13 protein-coding genes and 1 tRNA gene are annotated in these 11,303 nt (G+C 57.8%); 5 read left to right on the forward strand and 9 right to left on the reverse strand.

What is annotated here, in order from left to right:
- Window positions 1–41: 41 nt before the first annotated feature.
- Window positions 42–1,040: a SphA family protein gene (locus tag V6582_RS07230; RefSeq protein WP_197434378.1), complete on the reverse strand. Its 999-nt coding sequence runs from the start codon at window positions 1,038–1,040 to the stop codon at window positions 42–44.
- Between the two features lie 707 nt (window positions 1,041–1,747).
- On the opposite strand from V6582_RS07230, the gene V6582_RS07235 reads away from it, so the two are divergent.
- On the forward strand, window positions 1,748–2,557 hold the full coding sequence (locus V6582_RS07235) for a CDP-diacylglycerol diphosphatase (protein WP_234889673.1): 810 nt from the start codon (window positions 1,748–1,750) through the stop codon (window positions 2,555–2,557).
- A gap of 60 nt (window positions 2,558–2,617) precedes the next feature.
- Here the strand turns inward: V6582_RS07235 and V6582_RS07240 are convergent, their stop codons facing one another.
- The 3 genes from V6582_RS07240 to V6582_RS07250 all read right to left on the reverse strand — a co-directional run bounded on the left by V6582_RS07240 (window position 2,618) and on the right by V6582_RS07250 (window position 5,553).
- Window positions 2,618–3,163 carry a gluconokinase gene (locus tag V6582_RS07240; protein ID WP_156631885.1) on the reverse strand — a complete coding sequence of 182 codons (546 nt, stop codon included), beginning with the start codon at window positions 3,161–3,163 and terminating at the stop codon, window positions 2,618–2,620.
- A 167-nt stretch (window positions 3,164–3,330) separates the two neighbouring features.
- Entirely contained in the window at window positions 3,331–3,801 is a 471-nt protein-coding gene (gene rirA / locus V6582_RS07245) for an iron-responsive transcriptional regulator RirA (protein WP_015915017.1), read from the reverse strand.
- Window positions 3,802–4,056: 255 nt separating this feature from the next.
- Window positions 4,057–5,553, reverse strand: a complete 1,497-nt coding sequence (locus V6582_RS07250) for a CoA-acylating methylmalonate-semialdehyde dehydrogenase (protein WP_156631886.1) — start codon at window positions 5,551–5,553, stop codon at window positions 4,057–4,059.
- A 110-nt stretch (window positions 5,554–5,663) separates the two neighbouring features.
- Here V6582_RS07250 and V6582_RS07255 point away from each other — a divergent pair, with 110 nt between their 5' ends.
- A complete protein-coding gene (locus V6582_RS07255; protein ID WP_156631887.1) occupies window positions 5,664–6,545 on the forward strand; it encodes a LysR family transcriptional regulator in 882 nt (293 codons plus the stop codon).
- 14 nt (window positions 6,546–6,559) lie between these two features.
- Window positions 6,560–6,988: an OsmC family protein gene (locus tag V6582_RS07260; protein ID WP_156631888.1), complete on the forward strand. Its 429-nt coding sequence runs from the start codon at window positions 6,560–6,562 to the stop codon at window positions 6,986–6,988.
- A gap of 9 nt (window positions 6,989–6,997) precedes the next feature.
- Here V6582_RS07260 and V6582_RS07265 read toward each other — a convergent pair whose 3' ends face one another.
- The 3 genes from V6582_RS07265 to V6582_RS07275 are packed head-to-tail and all read right to left on the reverse strand — an operon-like array spanning window position 6,998 to window position 9,029.
- Window positions 6,998–7,618 carry a DUF1007 family protein gene (locus tag V6582_RS07265; protein WP_156631889.1) on the reverse strand — a complete coding sequence of 207 codons (621 nt, stop codon included), beginning with the start codon at window positions 7,616–7,618 and terminating at the stop codon, window positions 6,998–7,000.
- Complete coding sequence (locus V6582_RS07270; protein ID WP_156631890.1) at window positions 7,615–8,406, reverse strand: hypothetical protein; 792 nt, start codon at window positions 8,404–8,406, stop codon at window positions 7,615–7,617. Before V6582_RS07270 ends, V6582_RS07265 begins: the two co-directional genes overlap by 4 nt.
- Before the next feature lie 14 nt (window positions 8,407–8,420).
- Window positions 8,421–9,029 (reverse strand): HupE/UreJ family protein, encoded by a 609-nt coding sequence (locus V6582_RS07275; RefSeq protein ID WP_156631891.1) that lies wholly within the window; start codon window positions 9,027–9,029, stop codon window positions 8,421–8,423.
- A 334-nt stretch (window positions 9,030–9,363) separates the two neighbouring features.
- Between V6582_RS07275 and V6582_RS07280 the strand changes: the two genes are divergently transcribed.
- The gene (locus V6582_RS07280) at window positions 9,364–9,948 is read left to right on the forward strand and encodes a HupE/UreJ family protein (RefSeq protein ID WP_337739257.1); all 585 of its coding nucleotides are present in this window, start codon (window positions 9,364–9,366) and stop codon (window positions 9,946–9,948) included.
- A 154-nt stretch (window positions 9,949–10,102) separates the two neighbouring features.
- Complete coding sequence (locus tag V6582_RS07285) at window positions 10,103–10,477, forward strand: hypothetical protein (RefSeq protein WP_156631893.1); 375 nt, start codon at window positions 10,103–10,105, stop codon at window positions 10,475–10,477.
- Window positions 10,478–10,584: 107 nt separating this feature from the next.
- Here the strand turns inward: V6582_RS07285 and V6582_RS07290 are convergent.
- Window positions 10,585–10,661, reverse strand: a tRNA-His gene (locus V6582_RS07290).
- A 165-nt stretch (window positions 10,662–10,826) separates the two neighbouring features.
- Window positions 10,827–11,276: a phasin gene (locus V6582_RS07295; RefSeq protein WP_156631894.1), complete on the reverse strand. Its 450-nt coding sequence runs from the start codon at window positions 11,274–11,276 to the stop codon at window positions 10,827–10,829.
- Window positions 11,277–11,303 lie beyond the last annotated feature (27 nt).

The following is an 11,303-nucleotide window of genomic DNA, read 5'->3' on the forward strand; positions in this document are numbered from 1 at the left end:
ACTGGCAAGGCGGCAAGGCCCTGCCAGAGGGAACCTTTGCTTCAGGGACCAGGTTTAGGAACATAAAGCGGCACGTTGAACGACAACCGCACGGCATCGGATTTGGTGGCGTTCTCGGCATGGACGGAGAACTGATAGCTCAGCGTCGCATCGATAGGACCCATGGCATAAGTGATTGAGGGGCCGAGATTAATCGCTTTGAACCGGCTGTCGGCCAGACTGACGGACCCAGCCTTGTCATCTTCGATCTGGGCCAGATAGCCACCATAGCCGCCGATTCTGATCTTGTCACTCAAGGCATAGGTCAGCTTGAAATCCAGGGCGAACAGGTCGCCTGACCGGTAATCGGTGGTCGGATTTCGGTTATTGTAGTGATAGCCCGCCATGACGCCGAAATCGAGACCGGTAGGATCGAAGTAGTTGTAGTGTGCGCCCGCACTCAATGTGGAATAGCCATTTTGAGTATTGATCGACCGCGAGCTATCGTAATTCGAGGTGCGTCCTGTAAAGGATACCGACGCGCCAACATTATGAAACCGGGCAAAATTATAGTTGGTCAACTGCACGACAGACATATTCCCGAGGCCGCCAGCATGGCCTTGAACCGGAATATTGTCGAAATCGGTATCGCTATAGACAACGGGAATGATCACCTGGGTGGCAAACCGCCAGCCATCGAGATCGACAGGCCAGACGCCCATGATCCTTGAGACCGAGACCACCCCTTTCTGGTCGAGATCGAGAACCGAATTGCGCTTGCCATTGGCGCCATGGAATTCACTGCTGGAAAAATAGGCCGTCGTGTTGGAGAAAAACAGGCCCGGAACCGGCGGCAGGGCACCGAAGGTCAGACCGGGCGCTCCCGGCCCCCAGTTCAAGGCCCCAGCTTCCGCCGCCACGGCATGGCCAGCCGCGCTAACGGCGACGGCAAGGCAGCAGAAAAGGCCTGCAGCAAGTCGACGGATGCCGGAAACAGGTCGGGCGCCCCGCCCCGTGCCTCTGGCTGCGTGTATCGATTGAATTGATGGATCTTGTTCCATGAAACACCTTGAAAGAGTTATGGCGATGGATGCGGGCACGCCAAGACGGACGAGGACGGCAACGTCATCGCAATCCATCTGGTTTTGAGGAGAACCGAGGCCAGCATCAGGAAAACAGTCAGTTACAGACGGTTTGAAGCGTGGCAGCGGACGGGCGACCCCAAGACTTTCCGCCCTCTTTATCCCGAGACAGGTCCATGACAGTTACCCCGGCTTCATACCCAGGGCAAAAATAAGTGGCGAAACTTGCGCAAAACTATCTAATTTAAGATTTTCTAATTCACTTTAAAGTTTATTTAAATGATAGCGCTCGCAAACGGTGTTTCTCTTTCGTCCGTGGTATCTCTCCCTTCTGGACATAATCCCTGATCTCCTCCACCGATCACGCAATGGTGAGCTGGATGGTGGCGGACTGTCATGCGCGTGAAATCGGCGGCGACGACAGTATGGTGTAGAAAGCTGGAGCTGGCACAATGCTGTGGGCTTGTTCTCGGATCGGATTTTCCGAGGACCGGTCTCTACGCTTGCGCCCAACGGGTCGCGTCTGCCGGGCCACATTGAAACCATTTTGGGGCACCGCGCAGAGCATGAAGACATAATATCAAGTCTCGAAGATGCGTCAGAAGCTTGAGATTTTTTCGAAGGGAATACGAGGAGTCATTTTCAATTTATCATCGCAGAAGGCCCTTCATTTTCCAGAGGTTTACATGACGCCAGAATTCACCAGACTGTTTTTGCCCTCAACTCCATCCTTTTCCGGTTCGTCGTTCTGGCGTGCAAAAACCCGGCACCGGATGGCCTGCCTGGCGCTTGGCCTGATCGGCTTTATCGCCACGACATCGCTCGCCCATGCCGATCCCGACGCGCTGTGGAAAATCGTTCATGGCAAATGTGTCGTCGCGGCCGCCCCTTGCGTCCATGTCAATACCGGCGAACATTATGCGCTGCTGAAAGACCAGCGCGGCGTGGCGCAGCATCTGCTGATCCCGACCGACAAGATCACCGGCATCGAAAGCCCTGCCCTGCTGGATGCCAAGACGCCGAATTTCTTTGCCGATGCCTGGAACGAACGGGCCGCCGTCGATGCCAAGCTGCCGCATCCCTTAACACGCGATGCGCTCAGCCTGGCGGTTAACGCGCAGGATGCCCGTTCCCAGAATCAGCTGCATATCCATATCGATTGCCTCAGCGCGGATGCCCATGCGGTTTTGACCAAGATGGCCAATGACATCGGCACCGACTGGGCACCCTTGCCGGCTGAGGTGGCCGGGCACCAATTCATTGCCATGAAGGTCGAGGGCGATACGCTGGCTGATTACAATCCGTTTCTGGCACTGGCGAAGACCCTGAAAGACCCGTCAACGGAGATGGCCCAGCACAATCTGGTTGTGGTTGGCGCCAATTTCGCCAGCGGCCCAGGCTTCATCATTCTCACGGATATCGCGCCTGCCGCGATCGTCGGTTTTTCTGGCGGTGAAGATGTGCAGGATCACAGCTGCCGGATCGATGCGGTCTGAGGGGACGTTCAATCGCCGGGGCCTACAAGTCTTGGCTGACCGCGTGTCGGAGAGCCGGGTCTATTTAAGCTCGGCAAGCCCGGCTGCGGCGGCCTCGACAATGGCCTCGATGCTGCGATCTATATCGACCGTCACCACACAAGGCTCACCGGTCGGGCTTTCCAGTGTCGCAAGCTGGCTTTCCAGCAGGCTGACCGGCATGAAATGCCCGGTGCGTTCACCCATGCGGCGGGTCAATAGCTCTTTCGAGCCTTCCAGATAAATGAAGGCGGTGCGGTTGCCCGTCGCCTCACGCAGCAGGTCGCGATAGCTTTTCTTCAGCGACGAGCAGGACACGATGATGGTCTGGCCTTCCTGCAAGGCAGCGGCCATTTTATCGCCGATCGCTTGCAACCAGGGCCAACGGTCTTCATCGGTCAGCGGCGTGCCCCTGGCCATTTTCTCGACATTGGCGGCGGGATGCAGGCTGTCTCCTTCCAGGAAGGGGACACCAAGCTTTTTCGCCAGGCCCTCGCCAATCGAGCTTTTGCCGCAGCCGCTGACACCCATGACGATGGTCGCCCAAGGTCTGGTAGGAACGGTGTCGGCTGTCTGATTGACGGTCATGCTGATCTCTCTCCCGGCGGATACATCAATTACCTTCAAGTAGCGTATTGCCGTCTCTGGTCAACCGCTTCGTCCAAGCCTCTCCCCAAACGAAAAACGCCCGGACCGGAGGTCAGGGCGCTTACATCATCACTCTTACAAACAACAGGCTCAGGCAATCAACACGCTCAGGCAGCCGGTGCTGCCGCCAGACGGGGCAGATCCTCGATACCCAGCAGAAAGTTGATCTGCGGGCGAGCCTTGACCAGATCGTCGATGGAATATTCCGCCAGCACCGCGAAGAAAGCATTGAGCGCCTTGCGCAGCGCCGAATTCAGGCCGCAGCTGTCAATCAACGGGCAATCGACCTCGCCATCGTCCTCGAAGCATTCGGCCATGGCAAAACTGTCTTCCGTGACCTTGACCACATCGAACAGGCTGATCTTTTCAGGCGCACGGCCCAGACGCACGCCACCATTGCGGCCACGCACGGTCTCCACCAGACCCGCCTTGTTGAGCGGCTGGAGGATCTTGAACAGGAACAGTTCGGAGACACCATAGGCCTTGGCAATTTCCGGGATACGGCTCAAGTGGTCCTTGTTTGCCGCGCAATACATCAGAATGCGTACCGCGTAATTGGTCTGCTTCGTCAAGCGCATGCGCCACTCCTTAAGCTGGTCCAGCGAACCATAGCCGCTTGGCGGTCCTTGGCAAAGCGCCAATTTTGTCCGTCCATATCGGCATATATAATGGATTTTGTACTTTTGAACAATTCCAAATTAACATTTTCTGAGCGTGTTTCTCAAGAAAAGATTTTCATGCTTGGAGTGTCGATTTTGGCTTTTTATCACAAAAAAAGGCGGGCCTCTGGAGACCCGCCTTGGTGATAATTTTTGGTGCGACGTCTTACGTCATCACTTCATCGTTGGCATCACAAACTCAGCGCCATCTTTAATGCCGGAGGGCCAGCGGCTGGTGACAGTCTTGGTGCGGGTCCAGAACTTGATGGAGTCGGTACCATGCTGGTTGAGGTCGCCGAAGGAAGAAGCCTTCCAGCCGCCGAAGGAGTGATAGGCCAGCGGCACCGGAATGGGAACGTTGATGCCGACCATGCCGATATTGATGCGGCTGGCGAAATCGCGGGCCGCATCGCCGTCGCGGGTATAGATGGCAACGCCATTGCCATATTCATGCTTCATCGGCAGATCGAGGGCTTCCTCATAGTTCTTGGCGCGTACCACCGAGAGAACCGGTCCGAAGATTTCGGTCTTGTAGATGTCCATATCAGGGGTAACGTTGTCGAACAGGCAGCCGCCGACGAAATTACCGTTTTCATAGCCCTGAAGCTTGAAGTCACGGCCATCGACAACCAGCTTGGCACCGGCTTCGACCCCACTGTCGATCAGGCCCAGAATGCGGTCGCGGGCTTCCTTGGTAATGACAGGCCCCATATCGGCCTTGTCATCGGTATAAGGGCCAATACGCAGGCTCTCGATCATCGGTGTCAGCTTGGCGATCAACCGGTCGGCGGTTTCATCACCAACAGGAACGGCCACCGAAATCGCCATGCAGCGCTCCCCGGCTGAACCGTAGCCCGCACCCATCAGCGCATTGGCGGCCTGATCCAGATCGGCATCGGGCATGATGATCATATGGTTCTTGGCGCCGCCGAAGCACTGGGCGCGCTTGCCGTTGGCCGCAGCCGTGCCATAGACATAACGGGCAATCGGCGTTGAGCCGACGAAGGAGATTGCGCCGATATCGGGATGGGTCAGCAGGCCATCGACAGCTGATTTGTCGCCATTGACGACGTTGAGAATGCCAGCAGGCAGGCCAGCTTCAATCATCAGTTCGGCAAGGCGCATCGGCACGGACGGATCGCGCTCGGAAGGCTTGAGGATAAAGGCATTGCCGCAGGCAATCGCCGGGGCAAACATCCACATCGGGATCATCGCTGGGAAATTGAACGGCGTAATGCCAGCGCCAATGCCGACAGCCTGACGGATGGAATACATATCAATATTCGGGCCGGCGCCTTCGGTAAATTCACTCTTCGACAGATGCGGAATGCCGATGACGAATTCGCAGACTTCCAGTCCGCGGACGATATCGCCCTTGGCGTCTTCAATGGTCTTGCCATGCTCGCGCGACAGCATTTCGGCCAGCTCATCCATATGGGTGTTGAGCAGTTCCACGAACTTCATGAACACGCGGGCGCGGCGCTGCGGATTGGTGGCAGCCCATTTCGGCTGGGCGGCCTTGGCGTTTTCCACCGCTGCGTTCAGCTCGTCTGCGCTGGCCAGCGCGATTTCGCCCTGCACTTCACCCGTGGCAGGGTTGAAAATCGGCTGCTTGCGTCCGGATGTGCCAGCCACGGCCTTGCCGCCGATGAAATGCCCGATCTGATACATGGGTGATCCTCCAGAATGTTTTTTGATGCCCCACTATTGCGCTTTAAATTGCACAACGCAACGCGATGCTTTACGCATCCGTTGTGCAAAAATAGAGTAAAGGTCTGCCCATGAACTGGGATGATGTGCGCATTTTTCTGGCTATCGCCCGCACCGGCCAGATACTCGCCGCCTCCCGCAGGCTGGGGCTGAACCATGCCACCCTGTCACGTCGGTTGACGGCGCTGGAGGATGCGCTGAAAACCCGGCTGTTCGTGCGCCGCACCAATGGCTGCGAGCTGACGGCGGAAGGCGAGACCTTCCTGACCTCCGCCGAGCGGATGGAAACCGAGATGCTGGAAGTACAGGCCCGCCTTGGCCGCACCGATGCCAAAGTGGCAGGCACGGTACGGATTGGCGCGCCGGATGGGTTTGGGGTGTTCTTTCTGGCCTCCCGCCTTGGCGGATTGATCGAGCGACACCCGGAGCTGAAAATCCAGTTGGTGCCCGTGCCGCGCTCGTTTTCGCTCTCACAGCGCGAGGCCGATATTGCCGTAACGCTGGAGCGGCCCGATCAGGGCCGCCTCGTCTCGGCCCATCTGACCGATTATACCTTGGCGCTTTACGCCTCGCGCAGCTACATCGCTGGCCATGGCCTGCCACAGACGGTGGAGGCGCTGAAAGACCATCTCCGCATTGGCTATGTGGAAGACCTGATCTTCACGCCATCGTTGAATTTTACCGGCGAAATCATGCGCAACTGGAACGCCAGCTTTGAGATTTCCTCCGCCATCGGCCAGACGGAAGCGGTGTTGGCGGGCGCTGGCATTGGTATTTTGCACAGCTACATCGCGCGACAGCATGATGACCTGGTCCGCATTCTGCCTGACATCACCTTGCACCGCGCCTATTGGACCACCTATCATGAGAGCCTGCGCGATCTGGCCCGTATTCGCACCGTCGTGGATTACCTCAGCGAGCGGGTCGATCAGGAGCGCGGTATCTTTTTATAGGTAGGATAAGCACCATGGCCGAGATCAAGATGAAAGCCCGCCCGGTGGGCGCCACCGCTGTGATTGGCCGCACCGGTTTTCCGCAGATCACCTCGGCCACCGGCGGCGAACTGGCCATCGTTACCGGACCGTCGCAGCCGGGCTTCAACCCACTCGACCTGCTCTACGCCTCGCTGGCCGGTTGCCTGACAATCAGTGCGCGCCTTGCCGCCAGCGAGATGGGGGTGATGGACAAGATCACCAGCATTACCGCCTCCGTTACCGGCGAAAAGGCAAAAGACGGCCTGTCTCGGGTCGCAAGGTTCGACATCACCCTGACCATCCAGGGCGATATTGGCGCCGAGATCCGCAAGGCGATTGCCGACCGGGCCGAGCACGAGATATGCACCGTCAGCAACACCCTTTCCAGCAGCCCGGAATTTGTGACCACAGTGCTGGATTAAACTGGTTCTTTATAAGGGAGAATCGCAGGTCAGGGTTATCCGCTCCGGCACGACCAGACCGGCGAAATAGGCATGGGCGGGGTTTGGCGCGCGGCTGGTCCGGCATTGGCCACCATCGCCGCGAATTTGAAGCCCACCGGCCTCGGCCAAGCGGAACGCGGCGACATAATCCTTGTCCTTGACCTCCAGATCGAGGCTTTTACCGCGCAGGTCGACTGGTCCCGCCAGGCTGAAAGCAAAGGTGACAGTCACGACATTCCCATGGATTTCAGCGGTAAAGCCCACCGGCTGCACGCGCGCCGCCTGCCTGCCATCCACCGACAATTCCGTGAAAAACCGCTTGCGGCCAAGATCGGCAATCAGCTTGTCGCGCAGGGCCGAGGCCTCTTCGGCGGTAAACTGGCTGTTGCGGTCTCGGTCATAGCGATCCAGCAGAACGCGGCTGTAATTGGCATCGAAGGACCAGCTTTCGCCGAGCCCCGTCAACACGCCACGGCGCATATCGAACAGAACCCTCAGCGTGATGGCGATATCGGGATGCGCCAGCACCGCAGAGGCGGGAAGCAGACCAAAAGCCAGCATGGCTGCAAGAGCGATCTTCCGGCGAAAGGCAGGTGGTAAACGGCTCATGGCCCTCTCCCCTCGCCCAAATCCGGCCCCAGCACCGGTCTTTGCGGACCATAGCGATCCAGTGATTTGAACAGGGGCTGAAAACCTGAAAAATCATCGCTGGCAGCCGGAGGCTCCGCGAAGGGCGGCGGGGTGAGTGTGGTCTGTTTCGAGGCCATGTAAGCGCCGCCATACAGCATGCCGATGGCAAGCAACCAGCTGCCATAAACCCGCGAGGCAATTCTGGTCCAGGTGGCGGTGACGATACCGGCAACAAGAGCGGACACCAGCAACAGCCAAAGCGCGGCAGACAGCGCCAGGGGCAGATAGAGCCGGTCATGCAGGCTTGGATCGGAAAAAGAGATCGCCAGCGAAAGAGCCATCCCAAGCGCGGGCAACAACACCAGACCGGGCCAGAACCGCAGCGGCAATGGCAAAACCAGCATTACCCCCGCCAACAGGCAGGCCAAGGGGCCAACCAGAAAGAAATGGCTGGGCGCGGCCGGCAAAGGCGCCAGAAGCTGCATCCAGATATCGCGCCAGACAAAACCGGCGATAAGGCCTGCCACCAGCACCAGCAGAGCCAGCGGCAATCGCCGTCTCGGCAATTGTCCCAGGATGAAGCCGGTGCCGATCAAGGGCAGCAGACGTTCAATGGTAAACGTGGTCGATAGCAGCCAATGGTCCAGCGTCTCCTGGTCCAGCCAGGTCCACACTGCCGACGCGCATATCCCGATTGCTCCGAGCAGCGCCACTCCGATCAGCGCCACAGGGACGAGACCCGCCGTCAGATGACCAGCAAGGGGCATGCCCGGCTTTGCCATCACGTCACAAGGAAATAAAGGCCGCCGATGGCAATCAGCCCGCCGGGAATACGGATCATCCGCTCGCCCAAGGCCCGCGACACACCAAGCCCAACGGCAATACCGGCCAGATGAATCAGGCCGGTGGCAATCACGAAGCCGATGGCAAAATCGGCGGGATCGGCGGCAATTGGCAATTCCGCGCCATGGGCATAGCCGTGGCAGATGGCAAACAGGCCGATGACCGTCAGCGCCAGCCATTCCGGCGGACGCCAGACGAGCGCAATCGCTGCGCCCAGCACGACGATGGAGAGCGCGATGCCGGTTTCAATCGCCGGCAACGGCACGCCGGCAATGCCGAGAATGCCACCCAGGACCATGATCAGCGGAAAGGTGATTGGCAGCGCCCAGACATTGCGGCCACCCAGTTGCGCGCCCCAGAGACCGACGGAAAACATCGCCAGAAGATGATCGGCACCCGACAGTGGATGCTCGAAGCCTTGCAGGAACCCACCGGAACCGCCCTGGACGATATGCGCCTCGGCCATGCCCGGCATCAAGGCGACAAGCAATGCGACAGAGGCAAGCCGCCCCGCACCGACGATCTGACGTTTAAAGTTTTCCCGCATGTCCGATCTCCCGAATTGAATGCCTGCCCTGCTTCTCTGTCCTGCTCTAGCTTGGCTGCCACCTTATGCAGACTGTTTCTGCGACCAAATTGTGGTCGCGAAATGCATGGGACCCTGTTTGCACCTGATCAAACCAGAAAGAAAGCTTCGACGATAACAGCCAAACGTTGTCAGCGCTCTGACGGTCACTTATACCCCATATTTTCCAGCTACAGGCCAATCTTCCAAAAACGGCAAGGGCAAAGCGACAATGACCCCATTTCGTCCAGGAAAAATCCCGGGCCATTTCCAAAAGCATTTTCTGAGACGTCTCAGGGCAATCAACGCATTACCCTTGCGCCTATCTATCGCCTTGCTGGGCTTTGCAGGCAGCGCCGCCCCAGCCTTTGCCCATGTTCTGGGCGGTCCGATGGGCGGCTTCGGCAGCGGGTTCGAGCATCCATTGCTGGGCGCCGATCACTTCCTGGCCATGCTGGCGGTTGGTCTGTGGGGCGCGCAGATGGGTGGCCGCTCCGTCTGGACCCTGCCCGCCACCTTCCCGCTGATCATGTGCATCGGCGGCGTGATTGGCATGCTGGCCGACATTCCTGATCTGGTGATTTCCGGCGGCATAGCGCTGTCGCTACTGGCACTGGGCGCTGCCATCGCTGCCAACTGGAAAGCCCCCGAATTCGCCTCCCTGGCGATCATCGCGCTGTTTGCGCTGTTCCATGGCTATCCCCATGGCAAAATGGCCCCCAACGCCACCGACCCCGCCGCCTACACTGTCGGCTTCGTCGTCGCCACCGGCATGATCCACATCCTCGGCATCGCCATCGGCTACGGCCTGGGGCGGCTCTATAACGGCATTGTGGTCCGCGCGCTGGGCGGGCTGATCGTGATTGCGGGGGTGTATTATCTCGTCACGGGACAGATGTAGTGCTTTTGAAATTCTGTCGTTGAGGGCGGGCATCACGTCAGTGATGAGCTTGTTAATTACAGGTTAGAGTATGAATGAATTCTTTTCAGCTTACATGGTGCCGCCGATCTCTCCTCACATCAAGCTCATCTTAAGCTAATGCTGATGAATTTGGATGGATGAAAGCGTAAACGTGTACAAATTCAAAAAGGTGATAAATGCGGCTGTTTTTTTCGTGGTACTGACTGCCTTAACAGGGACACCTGCATCAGCGTTAACCAGTGCAGAGCTTTTACAGTCCGATCAAAACTACGCCAGAGGATATCTGTGGGGTGCACTGAATTCTTACTTACTTTTGGTTTCCCCTGAGGCTAACGGCGATAACGAGAAAACGCGTGCTAGCCGCCTCGAATGCCTTCAAAACGCGAAGATCAACGACCGCACCTTCCATCAAGCGGTAATCGGTTACATCAACCTAAATCCGCGTGCCTTGACGGAAGACGCCGTGGGGCCAATGATTCGAACTCTCATTGAAATCTGTGAGAGATGACGGACTAACCTGCACCGATTATTTCGCAAAGACCGATATAGCCTCAACTCAGAAAGTCATGCCAATTTTCCGGCACGCACTAAGTGACTGATTCCCTAAAAGGAAAATGGTACGGTTGGGGGGTCTCGAACCTCCGACCTCAGGTGCCACAAACCTGCGCTCTAACCAACTGAGCTACAACCGCACATCAAGCGCTAGCGCTTTCGAGGGGTCACATACGGGGCATGGGAGAATTTTTCAAGCCCCTTTTTGCGCTTCCCCCGTTATTTACACATCACCGGCGGCGACGACAATAAAAAGGGCCGGACGAACCGACCCTTTCATCTTCATCGATATGTGACCGAAAAGATCAGGAGACCTTGAAGGTGGACATTGCCTTTTCAGCGGCTTCCTTGCCGGGCTTGGCCACGGTTTCGGCAACCTTCTTGACGGTTTCCTGCATGGTCTTGGCCTGCTCGACGGTGACTTCAGCCTGCTTGCGGATGAAGGCGGTCTGCAATTCGACCAGCTCGGCAACAGACTTGACGCCCATCAGGGCTTCCATGTGCGACAGGGACAGTTCGGCATTGGTGCGCAGGGCGTCGATAGCCTTGAGGCCAAGTTCCATGCTGCCGCTCTGGGCGCTCTGTAACGTGGCTTCAACCGTCTTGGTGGCGTCTTCGGCAGCGGCCTTCATCTTGGTATAGGCTTCCTTGGACTGGGCAGCGCCCTTTTCAGTGAAGTCGCGCAGGCTGTCGGAAATCTTTGCAGGGTCGAAAGCAGCGGCGGAGAAAGGGGTGGATTTCGAATTGGTAGCCATGATGAACTCCTTGGGAGGGGCTGATCG

The organism is Agrobacterium vitis, from assembly GCF_037039395.1.
Taxonomy (GTDB): domain Bacteria; phylum Pseudomonadota; class Alphaproteobacteria; order Rhizobiales; family Rhizobiaceae; genus Allorhizobium; species Allorhizobium vitis_E.